Genomic DNA, 22,047 nt, shown 5'->3' with positions numbered 1-22,047 from the left:
TGCTTCTTTGAGAGGACACTTTTTGGAAGTTTGGAACTGGGTTAGCCACTCTCCAAATTCTCGCCTAACGCTCGCGTTGCCTCAGTCTAAACGTGTTTGTTCCCATTCCTCAAAGCCAGCACCTTGTTTTTCACCTGTCCACTTGCAGCAGGGCAAAATAGTCTTTTTGAGGCTAGATTTCCCCTCTAGGGTTGGGGACGAGCAGTTAAGACTACGCTTTTTTCTGAGGCTGGCTCGATGCATCCTGGAAGTTGTTAACTTGATAAGATTATTAATTTAAATGTAGTTGTGACAACATTTAAACATAAATTAAGTAATTAGAAAAACTTTTGATCCCATCTAAAATCCAAGAGGTCTGGTAGTTTTAGATACTATTGATAAAGTTTAACTGGAGTTTGACCCGACCTTGGCTTGCTGGTGTTTGCTAGACATTCAAATTTAAGATTAGTGTCCTCGAATACGAATAACTGTGCGCTTTGATATAGTTACGCTTTTTCCTGACTGTTTTAACTCTGTTCTCAATTCTGGGCTGCTGGGTAAAGCTTTAGCCAAACAGATTGCCGAAGTGCATCTGGTTAACCCACGGGACTTTACCACTGACAAGCACCGAAAAGTAGATGATGAACCCTACGGCGGCGGTGTTGGGATGCTAATGAAGCCAGAACCTATTTTTACCGCTGTGGAGTCGCTGCCGATTCTACCCCGAAGAGAAGTAATTTTGATGAGTCCACAGGGTCAAACAATTAATCAACCTCTTTTGAAAGAATTGGTCACAAATTATGACCAGTTAGTAGTTATTTGCGGGCATTACGAAGGAGTGGATGAGAGGGTACTACATTTGGTAACTCGTGAAGTATCTTTAGGGGATTTTATTCTGACTGGCGGAGAAATTCCAGCAATGGCTTTGATTAATGGCGTAGTGCGACTAATGCCAGGAACAGTAGCCAAAACTGAGTCCCTGACAGCAGAAAGCTTTGAGGAAGGGTTATTGGACTATCCCCAATATACTCGTCCTGCCAATTTTCGCGGCTTGAAAGTGCCTGATGTTTTGCTCAGTGGGAATCACGCAGCGATCGCACGGTGGCGTTACGAGCAACAAATTCAAAGAACAGGCGATCGCCGCCCCGATCTCCTGGAAAAATTGCACAAGGAGACAACCGCACAAGAGGACGAGGGAGAATAACAAATGACAAAAATTCGGATTGGTAACGGCTACGATATTCATCAACTGGTGAGCGATCGCGCTTTAATTTTAGGTGGAATTCAAATTCCTCATGAACTGGGTTTGTTGGGGCACAGTGACGCTGATGTGTTAACGCACGCGATTATGGATGCCATGCTTGGGGCATTATCTTTGGGGGATATTGGTCATTATTTTCCTCCTAGCGATCGCCAATGGGCGGGAGCAGATAGTTTAATACTATTAACTCAAGTACATCAACTAATTCGCGATCAAGGCTGGCAAATCGGAAATATTGACTCGGTAGTAGTAGCAGAACGCCCAAAATTAAAACCGCATATTCACAATATGCGTGACAAACTAGCGGCGGTTTTAGAATTGCAACCAAATCAAATTGGCATCAAAGCTACCACCAACGAAAAATTAGGCCCCGTTGGACGTGAAGAAGGTATATGTGCTTATGCTGTTGTCTTGCTAGTGGCTTTAGAGTAACTTTTATTTGAAAACATCGGTAAAAATATCGAAGACTCACGAGGATTGAAATCAATGATTTATAGCAACCAACAAACCTTAAATTGGTGGGAAATTAGAGCCTTACAAGCTACAAAAATAGAAGATATAGACTTTCCCGATTTAGTTGCTTTAGACAAAGAGGAACAAATTATTCTCATAGCTGAAGTCAAAGGTTTACCATTCCATTTTCAAGAAGCAAAAGCCAAAAAATATGCTATTTTACGGCTGATTGATTACTTAAAAGCTGCAAAGATAGTGATTCCTTTTGCCATGTTTGTTGATGTAAATAACATTCTGATTTTTAAATGGGATGGCAATAATTTATCAGAGCCGATTGTCAGTCTTAATACTGCTGATGTGCTTAGTCATTACGAGCCAAAATTTCGCGATCAAAGCATATTTAGTCTTTACCTTAAAGGTCTTACAGAAGCTTGGATAAGTGATTTTTGCTATCACTGGAAGTCAGAAATACCGCCAGCATCCAAGGAGGTAGCAGAAATAGGTTTGTCACAGTTATTAAAAGGTGGAATTACTCAACCTTAGGTACTATTAGCAGTGATACTTTACGTAGAAACAAACTTTTTAATGAGTATTGCTAAAGGACAAGATGAACTAGCAGAAAATTTTCTGCAAAATATGCCTATCTCAGTATCCTTAACAATACCCAGCATTTGTTATGTAGAATCTTTGACGACTTTAGAGCAAGAAGACAAATATAACGAGGATTTTATTAGGCGATTGGACATTCAAGTTAACGAGGCTGCAAGAGATAAAACTTCACAAAATGCTCAATTAGTTGTGAATTCTTTGAAACAAGCTAAGATTAGCTTTCTTCAACGTAATAATGACACAGAAAAACGTTTTTATATAGCCTTAAATCAGCTTTTTAGCAAAGCAGAAGAAATTCCGTTAACGACAGAAATTATTCATGAAAGTCGGGTTAAAAATATTCTTGAAAAGCATTTGATGGATAAATTTATTATAGAGTGTATAGTTCACCATGCACGCCTAAACCCAGATGAAATAAAAATATTTTTAAGCGCTAATTCTAAAGAATTTGGCAGACGTGAAGTTATAGAAGTTTTACGAGATAGTGGCATTCAGTATTTCAATAAAACTCAAAAATTCCTTGGTTGGCTACAATCTCAATCAAATTAATTACACTATTTGCGTATTAAAATTATGGAATTTTTTAGGAAAATCTTTCTGACAATTAAATATTTTTGGTTGCCAATAATTTTGACTTCAGCAACAGCACTTATACTTACCGCCTGCAACCCAACTAGCTTTAAAAGTGCAGCCGCTCAAGTGCCGCAATTGGTAAGTGCCATTCTCAGTGACCCCAAAACCTTTAACTACCCTCTCAGTCAGGAATCTCCGAATGTTTTTCCTCTAATTTACGAGGGGTTAATCACCCAAAACCCAATAACTGCGAAAGTCGAGCCAGCATTAGCAGAATCCTGGCAAATTTCCGATGATAAATTAAAGATTGTCTTTACCCTACGCGAAGGGTTGAAATGGTCTGATGGTCAGCCACTAACAGTAGATGATGTAGTGTTTACCTACAACGATATTTACTTAAACGAAGCGATTCCTACTGATGTTAGAGACGCACTGCGGATTGGTGAAAGTCGGAAACTGCCTACTGTACGAAAAGTGGATGAACGCCGGGTTGAGTTTAGCGTACCGGAACCCTTTAGACCTTTTCTACTAAGTACAGGTTCACCAATTTTGCCCGCTCATGTGTTGCAAAAATCGATAAAAACGAAAGACCAAGATGGGAAGCCGATTTTTCTGACACAATGGGGCGTTGATACTCCTGTGAACGAAATTATTGTCAATGGCCCTTACAAAATAGATCGCTACGACACGAGTCAGCGTGTGGTCTTTCGGCGCAACCCCTACTACTGGCGCAAGGATGCTCAAGGCAATTCTCAGCCTTATATTGAACAGGTAATTTGGCAAATTGTGGAATCAACAGATACCTCATTGCTGCAATTTCGTTCTGGCGGGTTAGATACTGTGGCAGTGTCGCCAGATTACTTTTCTTTGCTAAAGGTGCAAGAAAAGCAGGGTAATTTCAAAATTTATAATGGTGGGCCAACATCCAGTACATCGTTTGTTTGGTTCAATCTCAACAAAGGTAAAAGGGACGGAAAACCACTAGTTGATCCGGTTAAGTCTGGGTGGTTCAATAATGTGCAATTTCGGCAGGCTATAGCTTATGCAATTGACCGCCAAACGATGATTAATAACACTTTTCGCGGCTTGGGTGTAGCACAAGATTCACCGATTTCTGTGCAAAGTCCCTATTATATTTCCCCTAAAGAAGGGTTAAAAATTTACGATTACAATGTGCAAAAAGCGAAGGAATTACTCTTAAAAGCAGGATTTAAGTACAACAACAATCAGCTAGTAGATGCTCAGGGAAATCGCGTCCGTTTCTCTTTACTTACCAATGCTGGAAATAAAATCCGTGAGGCAATGGGATCGCAGATTAAACAAGACTTGAGCAAAATCGGCATTCAAGTTGATTTCACCCCGTTGGCATGGAATACTTTTACTGACAAAGTTTCTAATTCCTTGGATTGGGAAGCTTCTTTGATGGGTTTGACCGGCGGATTAGAACCGAATGATGGTGCTAATGTCTGGGCACCTGAAGGCGGATTGCACATGTTTAATCAGAAACCCCAAGCAGGACAAAAGCCGATTCAGGGTTGGGAGATTGCTCCTTGGGAAGCGGAAATAGGGAATCTTTACATTCAAGCTGCACGAGAATTAGACGAAGCAAAGGTTAAGGCGATTTATGCCGAAACACAGCGGATTACCCAGGAAAATTTACCTTTTATTTACTTGGTTAATCCTTATTCAATGTCAGCGGTGCGTAATCGTTTTGAAGGAATTAAATTCTCTGCCCTTGGCGGCGCATTCTGGAATATTGAACAAATTAAAGTAACGGATTAGGCATTGGGAATTAGTTATTGGGCATTGGGCATTGGGCATTGGTGATTGATAAATGACAAATGAAAAATGACAAAAGGCTAATTACCAATGACCGATGAAAAAATATTGCGATCGCTCCTCGAAGTAGTGGCCAATGGTAAAGTTACCCCAGATATAGGATTAGACGCACTTGAATCTTTGTCCTATAAACCTGCGGGTGAGTTTATTGACATAATTAGACAGAATTCCAGTAAATTGAATTCTATGAAATCACCATCAATCTTTTTTGCAATTAGGCGTTTTTGGTTGCCAATAATTCTGACTTCAGCAACAGCACTTACACTTACCGCCTGCAACCCAGCTAACTTTAAAACGGCGGCGGCTCAAGTGCCGCAAGTAGTCACCGCAGTTTTGAGCGAGCCTTCAACTTTTAACTATGCTCTAAATGATTCAGCATATAGCGTTTTTGGCTTCATCTATGACTCATTAATTAATGAGAATCCTATAACCACAAAATTAGAGCCTGCTTTAGCAGAATCTTGGGAAATTTCTAAAGATGGTCAACGGATTGTAATCACCCTCCGAGAAGGAATTAAGTGGTCAGATGGTAAGCCAATGACAGCTGATGATGTTGTCTTTACTTATAACGAAATCTACCTGAATCCTAAAATTCCCACCTCTACCAAAGATGCTCTAAGAATTGGTGACAAGGGTACTTTGCCAAAGGTGAAGAAAATTGATGAGCGTCGGGTTGAATTTAGCATACTAGAACCCTTTGCTCCTTTTTTAAGATATGTAGGTGGCATCCCAATTATGCCAGCCCATGCTCTACAGGAAGCAGTTCGCACAATTGGCTCTGATGGACATTCTAAGTTTCTCTCAACATGGGGAACAGGCACAGATCCTAAACAAATTGTTGGCAACGGTCCTTATGTTATGGAAAGTTACGTTTCCAGTCAGCGAGTTATATTTCGGCGTAATCCATATTACTGGCGCAAAGATACTCAGGGTAATCCTCAGCCTTACATTGAACGTATTGTTTGGCAAATTATTGAATCTACTGAAAACCAGTTGATTAGTTTTCGCTCTGGGCAGTTAGATGATTTAGAAGTTCCTCCTGAAGGTTTTAGTTTGCTGAAGCGAGAAGAAAAACGGGCGAAGTTTAAAATTTATAACGGTGGTCCAGGCACAAGTACGAGTTTTATTGCTTTCAATCTTAGTAAAGCGAAGAATTCTCAGGGTAAACCTTTTGTAGACCCAATTAAATCTAGCTGGTTTAATAAAAAGGAATTTAGGCAGGCTATCGCCTATGCACTTGATCGAGAAACGATGAAAACAAATGCTTATCGAGGACTGGGTGAACTACAAAATTCATTTGTTTATATCAAAAGTCCCTACTTCCTTCCTCCAGAAAAAGGGTTAAAGGTATATAATTATGAACCAGATAAATCTCAGAAATTACTGTTAGAAGCTGGGTTCAAATATAATGCTCAAAATCAGCTTGTTGATGCTGATGGCAACCGAGTCAGATTTACAATTTTAACGAATTCGGAAAGAAAAGTTAGAGGAGATATGGCCTCTCAAATCAGACGGGATCTCGGTAATATTGGGATTCAAGTAGATTTACAAATTCTCAGCTTCAATTCTTATTTAGAAAAACTCAAGGTTACGCATAATTGGGATTGTTATCTGGGAGGATTTGCTGGAGGCGGTATTGAACCACACGGCGCTAGCAATATCTGGAGGATTGCCGGTGCATCCCACGCATTTAATTTGGGGCCACAACCAGGAGATCCACCCATGACTGGCTGGGTGGTTTCCGACTGGGAAAAGGAAATTGATCGCCTTTACATTAAAGGCGCACAGGTATTGGATGAAAACAAGCGCAAGGAAATTTATTATCAATATCAGCGCATCGCCTCAGAACAGTTGCCGTTTATTCATTTAGTGGAGAGCTTGACTCTGCAAGCAGTGCGCGATCGCTTCCAAGGAATTCAATATACTGCTCTTGGTGGCCCATTCTGGAATCTCTACGAACTAAAAGTAACTGATTAGGAATTGGGAATGGGGCATGGCGTATTGGTTATTTACAAAGGAAAAATGACAAGTGACAAAGGACAAAGGACAAATAACCAATGACTGATGAAAAAACTTTGCGATCGCTACTCGTTGCGGTTGCTAATGGTAAAGTTACGCCAGATACGGCATTAGACTCACTCAAAGACTTAACTTATGAATCTGTGGGTGAGTTTGCCAAAATTGACCATCATCGCCAGCTAAGAACTGGTTTCCCAGAGGTAATTTGGGGCCCTGGTAAAACTCCCGATCAAATTGCTCAAATTATGGAAGTGATGCGCCTTCGCAATCCGGTGGTGATGGCGACTCGCATTGAACCAGCAGTTTATACTGCACTGGAATCAAAAGTTAGCGGTTTGCGATATTACGAATCGGCGCGAATTTGTGCGATCGCTCCTCCTACTATCGAACCACAATTCTGGGGTGAAATTGGCATTCTTTCTGCTGGTACTGCCGATTTACCCGTTGCTGAAGAAGCTGCTGTAACTGCTGAACTGTCTGGTTTTTACGTCCAGCGCCTCTGGGATGTTGGCGTTGCTGGTATTCACCGTTTGCTGAGTAACCGCCACCTGATTGAATCAGCATCGGTGTTGATTGTCGTGGCGGGGATGGAAGGCGCTTTACCCAGCGTTGTCGCGGGTTTAGCGAGTTGTCCTGTGATTGCCGTACCCACCAGCATCGGTTATGGTGCAAGTTTTGGCGGTTTAGCACCTTTATTGACAATGCTTAACTCTTGTGCTGCGGGAGTAGGTGTAGTAAATATCGATAATGGTTTTGGCGCAGCAGTTTTGGCGGGGCAAATTTTGCGGACTGCCGAGAAATTGCGGTTGGCATCGGCTGCATCTTGAGTTAAGACATTAAAGTCATACCCAAAGTTTCAGTACAATATCAGTATTTAATGTAAAAAATAAACTGATAGCTGGAATTTGCCACCCCTAACTTATTAAGCACCAAATATGAGCCATTACAGCGATTTGACATCTCAGTTACTTTGGCATTTACCTGTAAATTTGACAACACTAGCACAAACAATCACTGATCCAAACGTTCTGGATCAGATTCAAAAAGCTTGGAGCCACTTTATACAAACAGGTCAAGTGTGGGCATTGTTGATTGGTTTAGTCATTGGTTATATGATTCGGAATCTAACTAGCTACGGTTAAAGTAATTTTAGATTTGAGATTTTGGGTTTTAGATTGATGATTAATCTAAAATCCAAAATTGATGCCCACTCCCTTGATATTTATGACCGAAAAACAAACTTGGAGCCAGCGGTTTGAATCAGCGTTGCATCCAGCGATCGCTCGTTTTAATGCCAGTATAGGTTTTGATATTGAATTAATAGAATATGACCTGACTGGTTCTCAAGCTCATGCCAAAATGCTCGCTCACACGGGCATTATCTCCCCAGAAGAAGGAGAGCAACTAGTTGCCGGTTTAGAACAAATTCGCCAAGAGTACCGCCAAGGGAAATTTCAGCCTGGTGTCGATGCTGAAGATGTCCATTTTGCAGTTGAACGGCGGCTGACAGAAATTGTCGGCGATGTGGGTAAAAAACTGCATACGGCGCGATCGCGGAATGACCAAGTTGGCACCGATACTAGACTCTACCTCCGCGACCAAATCCAACAAATCAAAAGCGAATTGCGAGAATTTCAAGGTGTTTTACTAGATATAGCGGAAAAGCACGTTGAAACCCTGATTCCTGGCTATACTCATTTACAACGCGCCCAACCCGTAAGTTTAGCTCATCACCTCTTGGCATACTTTCAAATGGCGCAGCGTGACTGGGAACGCTTAGGAGATGTTTCTCGCCGTGTGAATATCTCACCTTTGGGGTGTGGTGCATTAGCAGGAACTACTTTCCCCATCGATCGCCACTACACAGCCAAACTATTGAATTTTGACGATATTTATGCTAATAGCCTCGATGGAGTCAGCGATCGCGATTTTGCGATCGAATTTTTGTGTGCTGCTAGCTTGATTATGGTTCACCTCAGCCGCCTTGCAGAAGAAGTCATTCTTTGGTCATCTGAAGAATTTCGCTTTGTCACCCTCAAAGATAGCTGTGCTACGGGTTCCAGTATCATGCCCCAAAAGAAAAACCCCGATGTACCAGAATTGGTACGGGGGAAAACGGGGCGTGTATTTGGTCATCTTCAGGCGATGTTAGTGATTATGAAGGGGCTACCCCTGGCATATAACAAAGACTTACAAGAAGATAAAGAAGGTCTATTTGATAGCGTTAACACAGTCAAAGCCTCTCTAGAAGCGATGACGATTTTGCTTAGGGAAGGCTTGGAATTTCGTACCCAGCGGTTAGCAGAAGCTGTAACAGAAGATTTTTCCAATGCTACAGATGTAGCAGATTATCTCGCAGCACGAGGCGTTCCTTTCCGGGAAGCTTACAATCTTGTGGGTAAGGTGGTAAAAACTAGTATTGCCGCAGGTAAACTCCTGAAAGATTTGAAATTGTCAGAGTGGCAACAATTACATCCGGCATTTGCAGCAGATATTTATGAGGCGATATCCCCTCGTCAAGTTGTGGCAGCCCGCAACAGTTACGGTGGTACTGGCTTTGTACAGGTAAGCCAAGCACTCGTAGCTGCCCGCGCTCAAATTGCTCAATAGAGGGAGTGGGAAGTAAGAATTTTAGATTTTAGATTTTGGATTAAATTTCAATCTAAAATCCAAAATTGAATTGCCCAATGCCCAAAAAAAATAAGGGCGCACATTTGTACGCCCTAAAAACTAAAATAATCCAAATAACAAGGATTTAGGCAGGCAGCTTAGTCAGTGTCAGCTGCTGTTGCTGCGCCTTCTTCTTCTTCACTCTTTGGTGGTCTTTGTTGGAACCTTCTCTGCATTCTTCCTGTCGTAGTCCGTTTACGAAACTTTCTGGCATACGCCTGGTTACGTAGCGCCTTTTCTTTTTTCGGGTTACGGCGCTTGGCCATGTTCACCTCATTAATAAACAACAAAAAAGTAGCAACTAGGCATCACGTAGGCAATATCAGCTACCAATGTTATTGATATACTTGTAGCCTAGTGCAGCAATAAATACGCTTTAAACAGTGTACTAGTCTACCGCATTCAACCTTGTTATGTCAATAATAATTCCGAATTATCCCCACCAACGAGACGAAAAATACCTTTTCTGAGGTTCGAGTCTGTCCAATAGATTGTAAATTAGCTAACTAGTTGTTCTTCTTGAAACAAACCAACCTGATCAAGAAAGAATTCAGGAGTCAGTCGTTATAACTCAGGAGGAATAGGTAGGTTTAAGTATGGAGTCTAATATTTAATTTAGTGGTCTTTAATTAAGTCGAGGTCTTAAACCCGACTTCATTGCCTCTTATAAATTCAGAATTTTGGATTCTCACCTATTATTCATATTATTTTTTTAATCTCTACTGAAAAACTATTAGCTTTCGCTAGTTTCAACAGCACTAATGCTAGTTATAGCAATCCGATTTGATTCCTGAATCACTCGTAGAGTAGGGGAACAGGGAACGGGGAACTCTTAACAAGGAATAAGGAATAAAGATATACTGAGTTTTTTCAAAAATCAAATCGGAGTCCTATATAAACTGAAAATTTTCCTCATCTCACAAATATTATGTACATATAAATACAGTGCTTCTCTTGAAACTTGATGTTAGAATTGATAGTATTCTACGTAAATCGTCAGAATAAAATCTCAAGCCACAAACATTTTTGTATAAAACACAACTCAACCAAAATTTTATTAGTTGAGAGTATGTAAGTGGTAGGGAACTATAGAATACAACACAGAAATTTTGAAGATTGAACGTTATTGCTTTTTTTCCGGCAGCTGTCGAGTCCACACGTAGTTTATGGCGTATTGGACAAACAGTCTTGGGTATCATATTTCGTCATCCCATTACTGGCACTAGTATCATCCCAATTTTACCTGATGGTCGGATTGTACTGATCCGACGGCGCGACAATGGTCTTTGGTCATTGCCTGGGGGGATTGTGGATTGGGGAGAAGATATTCCCAATACAGTCCGCCGGGAATTGATGGAGGAAACCGGGCTAGAATTGGTGAAAATTAACCGTTTGGTAGGAGTTTACTCTGCACCAGACCGAGATCCGAGAATCCATTCAATTTGTATTGTGGTTGAAGCCGAAGTACATGGGACAATGGAGATTCAAGACACCTTAGAAGTTATGGAAATCCAAGCTTTCTCTCCCAGTTTACTACCTTCAGGACAGATGTCTCACGACCATAGTCGGCAGTTGCAAGACTACTTGAATGGCTTGACAACACTGGCATAACAATATTTTTTTCATTAGTCATTAGTTATTTTTCAGATGTTAATGACTAATGACTATCTATTATGGTGCTAAAAGTTAACTACTAAATAAAATGGATACACTATTCCGTAACTCCCGGAGAAAGCTCTCTCAAGGGCTATTATTCTGGCGTGAAGTCGGTGAAAAAACTCCTATAATTTTTTTACATGGTGCTTGGAATGAGAGCAGTCAATGGTTATCTGTAATGGAGTCCCTTGCACAAGATTTTCATTGTTTTGCACCTGATTTGTTAGGGTTTGGTGAATCAGAAAATCCTAATATCCACCATTCGATAGATTTACAAGTTGAGTGTCTAGCTGAGTTTTTGCAAGCTGTGAAGCTAGAAAAAGTATATTTAGTGGGGCATTCTCTTGGGGGTTGGATTGCTGCTAGCTATGCTTTAAAGTATCCAGAGAAAGTTAATGGCTTGGTACTGTTAGCACCAGAGGGTGTAGAGATAGCTGGACTTGAAGAGTATTGCCGAAAGATGCGGCGATTATTGAATTATCCACCACTAATAGTTAAATTGTTGCGATCGCTAACTCCCTTGACTAAAATCCTGGGTTGGCATGAAAAAATTGCACAAGACTTGCAGTTGCGTCAAGCGCTATTGCCGTATCCCATAGGTTGCCAGTTACTTTTCAAACGGCGACAAGTAGAAATTGAGGCAGAATTACTGCAAAAGCAGCTTTACATGATAGATGTCCCAGTTTTTATTTTACAAGGTGGCCAAGATACACCAGATGCTTTAGCCAAGAGTCGAGTTTATGCTCAACTGATGCCGAAAGTCGAGTTGAAAATGATTGCCCATGCCGGAAATAACTTACCAGAATCTTGTGCTGGGGTTGTGGCAATCGAGATTCAGGAGTTTATTAGGAACTCTCAAACGCCTTATGTAAATTAAGCTACAGTATATTGTTCAAAAGTAAGCACATCAATACCAAAATGTTGACGCAGAAGTGTAGTTATCTTTACCTTGCGGTTTCCCTTTCTTTTTTACTACCCCATTTTACATAAGTCGTAGTATATTAAATTTGATAGTTATCGCTAGCAGCAAACACCTGCTAAAAGTCTTGCGTGGAATTAGTAGAGTCATTAAGCAGATGAAAAGCCAAAAAGAGCTAGTAGAAACAAAAAAGAGTGTCACAAGAGATATTAGATTTGATATTCTAAAAACTCTCGGCATTTTTTCCATTATTCTTGCTCATATAATTCCTCAAAACATCTTTTTTAATATCAGGAATTTTGATGTTCCCCTAATGGTTATCGTTTCTGGCTCACTCTTTTACTGTTCTAGTTACAAGAAAAACTATTCTTTGCTTACTTACTTGCATAAGAGAATTCCAAGGCTGATTGCTCCTGTATGGTTGTTTTTGATTTTTTACTTTATTTCTATTTATGTTGCTTTTTACTTACTAGGGAAGGATTACCCTTTTTTACTAAAAAAACATATTATTAATAGCTTTTTATTATTAGATGGCATAGGTTATGTATGGGTAATACGTGTCTTTATTCTTATGGCTATTATTTCAACTATAATTATGAATTTATATAAGTCTTGTCAAAGTAAAAATCATTTTTTTGCAGTGCTATTATTCATTTATATCTGTTATGAAATACTAGTGCAAATAGCTACAACAATTAATCTAGTGAATATTCCATTCTTATCTAGTTTGATAAATAACTACGTTTTTTATGCTATTCCGTATGGATGTTTATTTGGTTTAGGTATTGCTTTACCAACGATGAAGCGAAAATCAATATTAGTTGTTGCTGGAGTTTTTTTAACAGTATTTTTGATAGTAGCTGGATATTTATCCTATACGCAAGGAGTAATTCCATCAACGCAAAGTTTTAAATACCCACCAAGACTTTACTATTTATCTTATGGAATTTTTATGTCAATGCTTACGTTTACCGTAGTTGATATATTATGTAAAAAATCTAATTTAAATAATCAAGAAAATCCAATTGTTAAAGCTATAGTATTTATCAGTACATCAACATTATGGATATACTTGTGGCACATTTTATTCCTATATTTGAAACAATCACTGGTGCAAATTAAACCAGATATTGCTACTAACTACATCATATTTTTTTTGGTAATTACAATTCTATCAGTTACAGCAACTTATATTCAGAAAACAAGTATTTCTACGCTAATTCAGAATACTAAATTTGGTCAGGATAACTCAGAAATGTTAGCTATATTATTTTTGAAATAGGTTGAAAAGCCAGGAAAAAGTGTCTACGCTACTTGAAAGTCAAAGTTGATTTAGATCAAATACTCACATCCAAAATATAGGATGAGGTTTCGAGTATATTTGTTGAATTTCCAAACATCCTCTTAGAATACACATAGCGGTTCTCGGCCCTTGTGAGGTAGAAGAACCCCACCCCTAACCCCTCCCCGCTTGCGGGGAGGGGGCTTTCATGGGATTGGGAAACGCTATAACTCAGCAATATCTGTTTCACAGCAGTTGCTTTAATTATTTCTTAATTTATGACTTATAATTCCTAAATATTTCCCCCATTCCCCAAAAAATTAAATTTTGCTCCACAATTAAAGGTGCTGCTATTTCAGGATATAAGGCTTGCAGATAGTTTAGCAATAAAGTGCGATCGCCTCCTTTAATCGCAACCTTTCCATCAGGAAATAAATGCCACCATGCCTCAATAAAATCTTTAATTCCAGCTATTAATGTGTAAATAACTCCACTTTGAATAGCCTCGGTTGTATTCAGCGCAAAACGTGGTGGTAGAGTGGGAAAATTTTGCATTACTACAAATGGTAATTGTCCTGTTTGTTGACCGAGAGTTGCAAATTGTAAACCTAATCCTGGCAAAATTGCACCTCCAACTAGAGACTCATTAGCATCCGCAGCCGTAAAAGTCAGCGCTGTCCCAGCATCAATTACTAACATCGGAAAACCCCAAGTTTTCCCTGCACCCCACAAAGCTAAAGCGCGGTCAATTCCTAGTGTGGAATACACTCCCTTTAGTGGTATTTGGTCTAAGGTAATAACGCGAATGTTGGGATAACTTTGCCAAATAGCAGTTTGGCTAGGAACTACCGAGGCGAGGAGTAGAGGGCAGGGGGGCAGAGGGGCAAAGGGGCAAAGGGGCGGAGTATTTGTGAGAAAATTACTTTGTTGATGGGGTGAAGAAATTGCTAGTAATAAATCATCTAGGGTTTGACATTTTGCTAGGTGTTGTATAGCAGACTCAGGAAAATAGTCGGTATCCCAAGCTGAGTAAAGCGTCTTGCCTAAAAACAATGCCCAATGCAGCCGAGAATTACCAATTTCCAAGGCTAGCCAAATTTCCTCTCTGTGTCGCGCCAGTTGCTTCTCCTGTCGGAGACGCTGCGGGAACAAGTCTCTTAACCAGCCCAACGCCCTGGCTTCTCTGTCCTTCTGCGGTTTCACACTTTTAACTTTTTTAAGTCAGCTAGAGATTTTTTAATAAAAATTAACATTCAAGTCGTGTAACAATAAAAGAAGAGGAAGAAATACTCATTGTGTCAAGGAGGGAGTTATGGTAGCACTCACCGAAAAAACTGAAAAACGGCTCACCATACAGACTGTGGAGATTGCTCAAGAGACGACGGCTATTCGCTCTTTGGACTGGGATCGCGATCGCTTCGATATTGAGTTTGGTCTGCAAAACGGTACTACTTATAACTCGTTTCTCATCCGTGGAGAGCAGACTGCCTTAGTTGATACCTCCCACGAAAAGTTTCGTCAACTATACTTCGATACGCTCACCGGACTAATCAACCCAACAGAGATTGATTATTTAATTATCAGCCACACCGAGCCAGACCACAGCGGTTTAGTTAAAGATTTGCTGCAAATGGCTCCAGAAATAACCGTTGTCGGTTCTAAAGTGGCGATTCAGTTTCTTGAAGATTTAGTACATCAGCCATTCAAACGGCGGATTGTGAAAAATGGCGATCGCTTGGATTTGGGCAACGCTCATGAATTTGAATTCGTGATTGCTCCAAATTTACACTGGCCGGATACCATCTTCAGCTTCGACCACAAAACCAAAATTCTCTATACTTGTGATGCCTTTGGGTTGCACTATTGCTCAGATAGCACCTTTGATGAAGACTTGGCAGCTATCGAAGAAGACTTTCATTACTACTACGATTGCTTGATGGGGCCGAATGCCCGGTCAGTTTTGTCTGCCCTGAAACGGATGGGGGAACTGAAAACTATCGGCATGATTGCCACAGGACACGGGCCATTATTATCTCACAATGTTGAGGAACTAGTTGGACGTTATCGCACTTGGAGCCAAAGCCAAACCAAGGCAGAAACAGCAGTTGGAATATTTTACGTTTCCGAATACGGATATAGCGATCGCCTCGCGCAAGCAATTGCCAACGGTATCGGTAAAACTGGTGTCGCCCTGGAAATTGTCGATTTGGGATCTGAAGTCGATTTACAAGAACTGCGGGAATTAGTTAGCCGCTGCGCTGGACTAATCGTTGGTGTACCTCCGGTTTCTGGGGCTGCGAGCATCCAAGCCGCACTCAGCACAGTTTTAGGATCAGCCAAAGAAAAGCAAGCTATCGGCGTATTTGAAACCGGCGGTGGCGATGATGAACCGATAGATCCTTTGGTGAGTAAATTCCGCAATTTGGGTTTGACAACAGTGTTCCCAGCGATTCGGATTAAACAAACACCCACAGAAAATACTTACAAGTTGTGTGAAGAAGCGGGTACAGACTTAGCTCAATGGGTAACACGCGATCGCAGCATCAAAGCCATGAAATCCCTTGGTGCTGACTTAGATAAAGCATTAGGGAGAATCAGCGGCGGACTGTATATTATTACGGCCAAAAAAGGCGATGTTTCCAGTGCCATGCTAGCCTCATGGGTGAGTCAAGCTAGCTTTAAACCCTTGGGATTTTCTATTGCAGTGGCCAAAGATCGGGCAATTGAATCACTCATGCAAGTAGGCGATCGCTTTGTTCTCAACGTCTTAGAAGAAGGTAATTTTCAACCACTAATGAAGCACTTTTTGAAACGGTTCGCCCCTGGTGCCAATCGCTTTGAAGGTGTGAGAACTCAGTCAGCCGAAAATGGTGCGCCCATTCTCAACGATGCCCTCGCCTACATGGAGTGCGAAGTCATCAGTAGAATGGATTGCGGCGACCACTGGGCAGTATACAGCACAGTCTACGCCGGACGGGTTTCTAAGCCAGAAGCTTTGACTGCTGTACATCACCGTAAAGTTGGAAACCACTATTAATTTTGGATTTTGGATTTTGGATTTTAGATTAATAATCCAAAATCCGAAAACACTCAATAAAGCATTTGTGGAGTATAGCCATCCCTACTTAATATCCATAGTTTGGATGTTTAATTAACAATCCAAAATCTAAAATCTAAAATCTAAAATTGTTTTCGCCATGTCAAAAAATAAACCCCGCGATGTTCAAGTTTATCCAATAGCTACAGATACAAGAATACTGCGATCGCGCAGTTGGTCAAGGCTCAGATTTGAAATTGAATATGCTCTTGCTAAGGGTACAACTGCTAACTCTTATTTAATCGAAAGCGATAAAAACGCAATTATTGATCCTCCAGGGGAAACGTTTACGCAAATTTATTTAGAAGCTTTGCAGCAACGTTTCCATGTCGAAGACCTAGATTATATAATTTTGGGACACGTAAATCCTAACCGCGCTGCAACTTTAAAAGCTTTGTTGGAAATTGCCCCGCAAATCACCTTTGTGTGTTCTAATCCAGGGGCGATAAATTTGCGTGGGGCGCTAGAAAATCCAGATTTGCAAATTCTTGTTATGCGGGGCGATGAAACCCTAGATTTGGGTAACGGGCATAATTTACAATTTATTCCCACCCCCAATCCCCGCTATGCAGATCAACTCTGCACCTACGATCCGCAAACAGAAGTTTTGTACTCAGATAAGTTATTTGGGGCGCATGTTTGTGGGGATCAGGTATTTGATGAAGGCTGGGAAGTATATAACGAGGATCGACGCTATTATTTTGATTGCCTCATGGCTCCCCACGCCCGTCAAGTTGAAACAGCGTTGGATAAACTTGTCGATTTTCCCGTGAGAATGTATGCCACCGGACACGGCCCTTTAGTGCGCTATGGCTTAATCGATCTGACTAAAGCCTATCGGGAATGGAGTCAACAGCAAACTTCTGCTGACTTGACAGTAGCATTGATTTATGCATCAGCTTATGGAAATACGGCAACATTAGCCCAAGCGATCGCTCGTGGCATTACAAAAGCTGGCGTCGCTGTAGAATCGATTAACTGCGAATTTACTCAACCAGAAGAAATCCGGGCGGCTGTGGAAAAAGCTGGTGGTTTCATCATCGGTTCTCCTACCCTCGGTGGTCATGCACCCACACCCGTGCAAACAGCTTTAGGAATTGTACTATCTACCGCGACTAACAATAAACTCGCTGGTGCTTTTGGTTCCTTTGGCTGGAGTGGGGAAGCAGTTGATTTAATTGAGGGCAAATTAAAAGATGCTGGCTATCGGTTTGGTTTTGATACCATCCGCGTGAAATTCAAACCCGACGATGCCACCTTACAATTATGTGAAGAAGCTGGAACCGACTTTGCCCAAGCACTGAAGAAAGGTAGAAAAGTGCGATCGCAAAGCCAACCTGCAACAACTCTAGAACAAGCAGTTGGGCGAATTGTGGGTTCTCTTTGTGTTCTCACAGCAAAAGAAGGCGATCGCTCCAGTGCCATGTTAGCCTCTTGGGTGTCTCAAGCAAGCTTTAGTCCACCTGGTTTAACTATCGCCGTCGCCAAAGACCGCGCAGTAGAAACACTGACGCATACAGGAAATAAATTTGTCCTTAATATTCTTAAAGAAGGGAATCACTTAGGATTGATGAAGCACTTCCTCAAACCTTTTGGCCCAGGACAAGACCGATTTGCTGATGTCGCTGCTCAAGAAACTGAAAGCGGTTCTCCCATACTTACTGATGCCCTAGCATATCTAGAGTGTTCCGTACAAAACCGGATGGAATCTGGCGACCACTGGCTGGTTTATGCAACTGTCGAGAATGGCAAATTGCTAGATACTGATGGCGTTACAGCTGTGCATCATCGCAAGTCGGCAACTCATTATTAATTTGGCATGGTCTGCTAATTGAACGTATCCCACTAATATTGAAATGTGGTAATCTACCTCTCATATTGAGAAGGGTGTATCTGTTTATGGCTGGGCGTTTTGAACGATTGAGTAACCTGGAATGGAAACGAAACTATTTGAGGATATATTTCCTGAAGAACTATCCAAACGTGGAAAAGGAATGCAGGGTAAGCGCATCTCAAATGGGATTGACAAAACACACATTATCATTAAAATTAATTTGTTTAGAATGAAACATAGTGTGAAACGCTTGCTATTTCGTTGTTTCACCAGTTAACGGGAAAAGTCAGTTTTATTAGTGGGATACATTTTTGTAATTTAATTACAAAAATGAGTTAGAATGTAAATAAGATAAAAAAAGCCCGTGAAGTTCATAATTCACGAGCTGGAATAGTTAAACGAATGAAAAAGCTATTACCAGTAGCCTAATCATTTTATCAGTGTTTTTTCAACAGTGTAATTCCCGTAATTACCGATTTAGTAGCAGAGTCTGTATGCGCTGCTGTTTTGGCTACATTGAATGATATGTAAGCCAACACAAGCAGGGAAGCAAAAGACACGATAACGTGTTTGTTCATTATTCCCTCGTATTTGGTTTATTTGAATCCCCAGAAAAAATTTTTAGGGGATTAAGTACTATTGTACAGTAAAAAACACTTGCTTGATGTAGAAATACTGAAAAGATAGCCTCAAGCTAGAGCTTGGGGCTAATTTGTTTTAAGGCTGGAAATTATACTGCACTACTGGTTTGTTTTTTTTGCAAAAACTCTATTAATCCTGAAAACTTTTAACCAGAGCGATCGCAGTAATATTCAATGAATACAGTTGTGGTAAACCTACAGCTAATGGTTCACCTTACAGATGAGCAGTTTTAGCAACTCTGCATAGCTAATTGGATATGAGCTGGTCATGGAGTTCGAGTGGGATAAATCAAAAGCAGCCGCAAATTTGAACAAGCACGGTGTCAGCTTTGAAGAAGCCAAAACTGTCTTCAGCAATTCTCTGGCAGTCATCTTTGATGATAAAGCACACTCTATAGATGAGCAGCGAGAAATCATTATTGGTCACTCTCAACAAAATCTTTTGCTATTGATTTCCTTCACTGAGCGTTCTAATGCTATCCGTATCATCAGCGCCCGTCTAGCTACTCGAAAGGAACGTGAAGATTATGAACGAAACACCTTTTGAAAAATCACAAAATTCTGAAGACGAGCTTCAGGCTGAGTATCGCTTCGATTATCAAAAAGCAAAGCCTAATCGCTTTGCTGCCCGTAGTGGAACGCAACAATTAACAGTTGTGGTCTTAGATGAAGATGTGGCTCAGGTTTTCACCACACCAGAATCGGTTAATAAAGTGTTAAGGGCGTTGATTGAGTCAATGCCACAAGCAGCAAACGGCGAGACAGCATAATAATCTCGTTGCATCGCAAGCCGTCTTATTCTGATAATCCAACGCTCTCTGTTAGAAATTATCCACTGAGATTATCTGCCGAGGATCGTTGGTAGTTAATCAATACAGTGATCCGATCGCCTAATTCGCTACACATTTCTATTTTTTAGTCTTAACCGAGCAGTATTGCTTTCAGATTTGCTCATAAGCAGACAAAAAATCCTCTCTTGAGATACCCGCTTGAGTACAGATGGATCTCAACGTCGAACCTTTAATTTGAGAATGGTTAGGCATAGTCAGTGGAATTTTTGTTCCATCTTCGTTTTCTCGCTCCATAATAATATGTTCCCGCTCCCTAATAACAGTGAATCCCAGAAATTCCAATGTCTTAATTACTTTAGCTTTAGGTACGTCTACTGGGAATTTAACCATTAAATAGGAACCTCAGCTTCTGCCACAAAAGCTTCTAGGACTGGTGATTCCTCTTCTAAAACCTCTTGGCCAAATATCTCTATATGGCAGTGGATAGCAGATTTAACATCAGCTAGTGCTTCTTCATAGCTGTCACCTTCGCCAACTACAACCCCCTTGATACCCAAGGGATATGCTACGTAACCGTCATTATGTTTTTCAACAATAATTTTAATTGCTCTCATTGTCATATAAAAGAACGGCTGAAAAGTTTGGGGGGAATGTAGGACTTACACACAATAAATCCTCAAACCCCTTAAAAAGTTGGCTTTTAGGGTTGTGGCTATTTGCTAAAGCTGTAAATTTGTTGCGTCTTTAAGCGATCGCTAATCGATGAAGGCAGTGTACCATCCGCGAATGTCTGCCGATCTAGTTGGACTTGTAAATTACTCAAAGGATCGCAACCAGAAGAAATCAGAAATTCTAGTTTCTGGATATATGGCAAAGTTGCGAGGTTATCCAGAATTTGGAAGATTGCTTGTATATAAGGATGACCACTTTGCTGATACCAATCACAGCTAGCAACTTTTGCTTGATCAAAACCCAAGTGTACTGTTAAAGATGGCTCGTCAAATATAGCGATCGCTAAGGGCCGCGCTTCTTCCTGTAACAATAAATCATTACTTCTCGCTAAATGTCGCAGTTTCTCTAAGCGTTCATAGCGTTCTGTCACAGGTTCAGGGTGATCTTGCCAGTGGATTGCTACTGTCACCAGATAAGTCTGTAACAGCAGATGACCCAGCTTTTTCGCCTTTGTCGCCAGATAATAGGAATTGTACTCAGTTGCCTCAATTAACAATGGCACGCGATCGACAACTTCCAACCCATAACCCTTGACTCCGGCAATTTTGCGGGGATTATTGGTAATCAGGCGAATCTTTTTGATGCCCAAGTCCATGAGCATTTGTGCCCCCATCCCGTAGTCTCGCAAGTCAGCGGGAAATCCCAAACGCTCATTTGCCTCTACTGTATCCAGTCCCATATCCTGCAACGAGTAGGCTTTCAACTTGTTAATCAAGCCGATTCCCCGCCCTTCTTGGCGCAGGTAGACAACGACACCTTGACCAGCAGCCTCAATCATTTTCAGTGCAGCTTGTAACTGCATCCGACAGTCACAGCGCAAAGAACCCAAAGCATCACCAGTTAAACATTCTGAGTGCATCCGCACCATCACAGGCTCATCTTTGAAGTTAGCTGGATCGCCCTTGACAATTGCAACGTGTTCTGTATTATCCAGAGTATGGCGATAGGCGTAAATTTCAAACTGACCGAATTGACTAGGCAGCTTGGTAATCACCTCACGATACACTAGGCGATCGTGTTGTAGGCGATAGCTAATTAAATCCGCAATACTAATTATTTTTAAATTATGACTTTTAGCGTATTCAACTAACTGCTGCAACCGCGCCATTGAACCATCGGGGTTTTGAATTTCACAAATTACCCCAGATGGGTATAGCCCTGCTAGTCTAGCCAAGTCTACAGCCGCTTCCGTATGTCCTGCCCGTTTGAGTACGCCGCCCTCCTTAGCCCGAATCGGAAAAATATGACCAGGACGACGTAAATCAGTAGGTTTTGTGGCTGGATTGAGAGTAACCTGGATAGTGCGGGCGCGGTCTTCTGCTGAGATGCCTGTGGTAACACCTAATTCTGGCCCGGCATCAATACTGACAGTGAAGGCAGTTTGGTTAGTATCTGTAATGTTGCTTACCATCAAGGGTAAGTCTAGCTCGTCTAGGCGATCGCCTGTCATTGCCAAACAAATCAGTCCTCTCGCTTGCACCGCCATGAAATTAATCGTGTCGGGTGTGGCAAATTGGGCAGCACAAATTAAGTCGCCTTCATTTTCTCTATTTTCATCATCTACCACTACAATGACGCGACCAGCTTTTAGGTCTGCTAAGGCGGCATCAATCGAATCAAATTTAAAAGCTTGGGTAGTATTAGGCTGTGACACAGAAAGATTTCCAGCTATAAACGTAAATTTTTTTAACA

21 protein-coding genes are annotated in these 22,047 nt (G+C 41.1%); 16 read left to right on the top strand and 5 right to left on the bottom strand.

Going from position 1 to position 22,047, the window contains the following annotated elements; translation table 11 throughout:
* Nucleotides 1-469 precede the first annotated feature (469 nt).
* The 9 genes from trmD to argH all read left to right on the top strand — a co-directional run bounded on the left by trmD (nucleotide 470) and on the right by argH (nucleotide 9,343).
* Nucleotides 470-1,183, top strand: a complete 714-nt coding sequence (gene trmD, locus V7K62_RS07955) for a tRNA (guanosine(37)-N1)-methyltransferase TrmD (protein WP_334863381.1) — start codon at nucleotides 470-472, stop codon at nucleotides 1,181-1,183.
* Nucleotides 1,184-1,186: 3 nt separating this feature from the next.
* Nucleotides 1,187-1,672, top strand: coding sequence for a 2-C-methyl-D-erythritol 2,4-cyclodiphosphate synthase (gene ispF, locus V7K62_RS07950; protein ID WP_334863380.1), 486 nt, complete (start codon nucleotides 1,187-1,189; stop codon nucleotides 1,670-1,672).
* A gap of 54 nt (nucleotides 1,673-1,726) precedes the next feature.
* Nucleotides 1,727-2,236 (top strand): hypothetical protein, encoded by a 510-nt coding sequence (locus V7K62_RS07945; RefSeq protein WP_334863379.1) that lies wholly within the window; start codon nucleotides 1,727-1,729, stop codon nucleotides 2,234-2,236.
* A 12-nt stretch (nucleotides 2,237-2,248) separates the two neighbouring features.
* The gene (locus V7K62_RS07940) at nucleotides 2,249-2,851 is read left to right on the top strand and encodes a PIN domain-containing protein (RefSeq protein WP_334863378.1); all 603 of its coding nucleotides are present in this window, start codon (nucleotides 2,249-2,251) and stop codon (nucleotides 2,849-2,851) included.
* A 24-nt stretch (nucleotides 2,852-2,875) separates the two neighbouring features.
* The gene (locus V7K62_RS07935; protein WP_334863377.1) at nucleotides 2,876-4,657 is read left to right on the top strand and encodes an ABC transporter substrate-binding protein; all 1,782 of its coding nucleotides are present in this window, start codon (nucleotides 2,876-2,878) and stop codon (nucleotides 4,655-4,657) included.
* 243 nt (nucleotides 4,658-4,900) lie between these two features.
* The gene (locus V7K62_RS07930) at nucleotides 4,901-6,691 is read left to right on the top strand and encodes an ABC transporter substrate-binding protein (protein WP_334863484.1); all 1,791 of its coding nucleotides are present in this window, start codon (nucleotides 4,901-4,903) and stop codon (nucleotides 6,689-6,691) included.
* An 80-nt stretch (nucleotides 6,692-6,771) separates the two neighbouring features.
* Complete coding sequence (gene larB / locus V7K62_RS07925; RefSeq protein WP_334863376.1) at nucleotides 6,772-7,560, top strand: nickel pincer cofactor biosynthesis protein LarB; 789 nt, start codon at nucleotides 6,772-6,774, stop codon at nucleotides 7,558-7,560.
* A gap of 108 nt (nucleotides 7,561-7,668) precedes the next feature.
* Nucleotides 7,669-7,875 carry a hypothetical protein gene (locus tag V7K62_RS07920; protein WP_334863375.1) on the top strand — a complete coding sequence of 69 codons (207 nt, stop codon included), beginning with the start codon at nucleotides 7,669-7,671 and terminating at the stop codon, nucleotides 7,873-7,875.
* Between the two features lie 82 nt (nucleotides 7,876-7,957).
* Nucleotides 7,958-9,343 carry an argininosuccinate lyase gene (gene argH / locus V7K62_RS07915; RefSeq protein WP_334863374.1) on the top strand — a complete coding sequence of 462 codons (1,386 nt, stop codon included), beginning with the start codon at nucleotides 7,958-7,960 and terminating at the stop codon, nucleotides 9,341-9,343.
* A gap of 158 nt (nucleotides 9,344-9,501) precedes the next feature.
* On the opposite strand, the gene V7K62_RS07910 is transcribed toward argH, so the two are convergent.
* Nucleotides 9,502-9,669: a hypothetical protein gene (locus V7K62_RS07910; RefSeq protein WP_012412073.1), complete on the bottom strand. Its 168-nt coding sequence runs from the start codon at nucleotides 9,667-9,669 to the stop codon at nucleotides 9,502-9,504.
* An 850-nt stretch (nucleotides 9,670-10,519) separates the two neighbouring features.
* Here V7K62_RS07910 and V7K62_RS07905 point away from each other — a divergent pair.
* The 3 genes from V7K62_RS07905 (at nucleotide 10,520) to V7K62_RS07895 (ending at nucleotide 13,260) form a co-directional block, all read left to right on the top strand.
* Nucleotides 10,520-11,014, top strand: coding sequence for an NUDIX hydrolase (locus V7K62_RS07905; protein WP_334863373.1), 495 nt, complete (start codon nucleotides 10,520-10,522; stop codon nucleotides 11,012-11,014).
* A 91-nt stretch (nucleotides 11,015-11,105) separates the two neighbouring features.
* A complete protein-coding gene (locus tag V7K62_RS07900; RefSeq protein WP_334863372.1) occupies nucleotides 11,106-11,936 on the top strand; it encodes an alpha/beta fold hydrolase in 831 nt (276 codons plus the stop codon).
* A 199-nt stretch (nucleotides 11,937-12,135) separates the two neighbouring features.
* Entirely contained in the window at nucleotides 12,136-13,260 is a 1,125-nt protein-coding gene (locus tag V7K62_RS07895) for an acyltransferase (RefSeq protein ID WP_334863371.1), read from the top strand.
* Between the two features lie 276 nt (nucleotides 13,261-13,536).
* Here the strand turns inward: V7K62_RS07895 and V7K62_RS07890 are convergent, their stop codons facing one another.
* The gene (locus V7K62_RS07890) at nucleotides 13,537-14,358 is read right to left on the bottom strand and encodes a pantothenate kinase (protein WP_442937238.1); all 822 of its coding nucleotides are present in this window, start codon (nucleotides 14,356-14,358) and stop codon (nucleotides 13,537-13,539) included.
* A 214-nt stretch (nucleotides 14,359-14,572) separates the two neighbouring features.
* Here V7K62_RS07890 and V7K62_RS07885 point away from each other — a divergent pair, with 214 nt between their 5' ends.
* From V7K62_RS07885 to V7K62_RS07870, 4 genes are all read left to right on the top strand, one after another.
* The gene (locus V7K62_RS07885) at nucleotides 14,573-16,297 is read left to right on the top strand and encodes a diflavin flavoprotein (protein ID WP_334863370.1); all 1,725 of its coding nucleotides are present in this window, start codon (nucleotides 14,573-14,575) and stop codon (nucleotides 16,295-16,297) included.
* 160 nt (nucleotides 16,298-16,457) lie between these two features.
* Nucleotides 16,458-18,170 carry a diflavin flavoprotein gene (locus V7K62_RS07880; RefSeq protein WP_334863369.1) on the top strand — a complete coding sequence of 571 codons (1,713 nt, stop codon included), beginning with the start codon at nucleotides 16,458-16,460 and terminating at the stop codon, nucleotides 18,168-18,170.
* A gap of 930 nt (nucleotides 18,171-19,100) precedes the next feature.
* Nucleotides 19,101-19,379: a BrnT family toxin gene (locus V7K62_RS07875; RefSeq protein WP_334863367.1), complete on the top strand. Its 279-nt coding sequence runs from the start codon at nucleotides 19,101-19,103 to the stop codon at nucleotides 19,377-19,379.
* Nucleotides 19,360-19,602, top strand: a complete 243-nt coding sequence (locus V7K62_RS07870; RefSeq protein WP_334863365.1) for a hypothetical protein — start codon at nucleotides 19,360-19,362, stop codon at nucleotides 19,600-19,602. Before V7K62_RS07875 ends, V7K62_RS07870 begins: the two co-directional genes overlap by 20 nt.
* 171 nt (nucleotides 19,603-19,773) lie before the next feature.
* Here V7K62_RS07870 and V7K62_RS07865 read toward each other — a convergent pair whose 3' ends face one another.
* The 3 genes from V7K62_RS07865 to ribBA form a co-directional block, all read right to left on the bottom strand.
* Entirely contained in the window at nucleotides 19,774-20,013 is a 240-nt protein-coding gene (locus tag V7K62_RS07865) for a type II toxin-antitoxin system HicA family toxin (protein ID WP_334863363.1), read from the bottom strand.
* On the bottom strand, nucleotides 20,013-20,243 hold the full coding sequence (locus tag V7K62_RS07860; protein ID WP_292725506.1) for a type II toxin-antitoxin system HicB family antitoxin: 231 nt from the start codon (nucleotides 20,241-20,243) through the stop codon (nucleotides 20,013-20,015). Before V7K62_RS07860 ends, V7K62_RS07865 begins: the two co-directional genes overlap by 1 nt.
* Nucleotides 20,244-20,335: 92 nt before the next feature.
* The gene (gene ribBA, locus V7K62_RS07855; protein WP_334863361.1) at nucleotides 20,336-22,009 is read right to left on the bottom strand and encodes a bifunctional 3,4-dihydroxy-2-butanone-4-phosphate synthase/GTP cyclohydrolase II; all 1,674 of its coding nucleotides are present in this window, start codon (nucleotides 22,007-22,009) and stop codon (nucleotides 20,336-20,338) included.
* Nucleotides 22,010-22,047 lie beyond the last annotated feature (38 nt).

Source organism: Nostoc sp., assembly GCF_036917935.1.
Taxonomy (GTDB): domain Bacteria; phylum Cyanobacteriota; class Cyanobacteriia; order Cyanobacteriales; family Nostocaceae; genus Nostoc.
The sequence above is the reverse complement of the archived record's forward strand: the minus strand, read 5'-3'. Positions and strand labels throughout refer to the sequence as shown.

Excerpts from the sequence above, each read along its gene's own strand:
- V7K62_RS07860 (WP_292725506.1), bottom strand. The coding sequence starts at position 20,243 with ATGACAATGAGAGCAATTAAAATTATTGTTGAAAAACATAATGACGGT.
- V7K62_RS07920 (WP_334863375.1), top strand. The coding sequence starts at position 7,669 with ATGAGCCATTACAGCGATTTGACATCTCAGTTACTTTGGCATTTACCT.
- V7K62_RS07935 (WP_334863377.1), top strand. The coding sequence starts at position 2,876 with ATGGAATTTTTTAGGAAAATCTTTCTGACAATTAAATATTTTTGGTTG.
- V7K62_RS07865 (WP_334863363.1), bottom strand. The coding sequence starts at position 20,013 with ATGGTTAAATTCCCAGTAGACGTACCTAAAGCTAAAGTAATTAAGACA.
- V7K62_RS07875 (WP_334863367.1), top strand. The coding sequence starts at position 19,101 with ATGGAGTTCGAGTGGGATAAATCAAAAGCAGCCGCAAATTTGAACAAG.
- V7K62_RS07880 (WP_334863369.1), top strand. The coding sequence starts at position 16,458 with ATGTCAAAAAATAAACCCCGCGATGTTCAAGTTTATCCAATAGCTACA.
- larB (WP_334863376.1), top strand. The coding sequence starts at position 6,772 with ATGACTGATGAAAAAACTTTGCGATCGCTACTCGTTGCGGTTGCTAAT.
- argH (WP_334863374.1), top strand. The coding sequence starts at position 7,958 with ATGACCGAAAAACAAACTTGGAGCCAGCGGTTTGAATCAGCGTTGCAT.
- V7K62_RS07900 (WP_334863372.1), top strand. The coding sequence starts at position 11,106 with ATGGATACACTATTCCGTAACTCCCGGAGAAAGCTCTCTCAAGGGCTA.
- V7K62_RS07930 (WP_334863484.1), top strand. The coding sequence starts at position 4,901 with ATGAAATCACCATCAATCTTTTTTGCAATTAGGCGTTTTTGGTTGCCA.
- V7K62_RS07870 (WP_334863365.1), top strand. The coding sequence starts at position 19,360 with ATGAACGAAACACCTTTTGAAAAATCACAAAATTCTGAAGACGAGCTT.
- V7K62_RS07895 (WP_334863371.1), top strand. The coding sequence starts at position 12,136 with ATGAAAAGCCAAAAAGAGCTAGTAGAAACAAAAAAGAGTGTCACAAGA.
- V7K62_RS07910 (WP_012412073.1), bottom strand. The coding sequence starts at position 9,669 with ATGGCCAAGCGCCGTAACCCGAAAAAAGAAAAGGCGCTACGTAACCAG.
- V7K62_RS07945 (WP_334863379.1), top strand. The coding sequence starts at position 1,727 with ATGATTTATAGCAACCAACAAACCTTAAATTGGTGGGAAATTAGAGCC.
- V7K62_RS07885 (WP_334863370.1), top strand. The coding sequence starts at position 14,573 with ATGGTAGCACTCACCGAAAAAACTGAAAAACGGCTCACCATACAGACT.
- ispF (WP_334863380.1), top strand. The coding sequence starts at position 1,187 with ATGACAAAAATTCGGATTGGTAACGGCTACGATATTCATCAACTGGTG.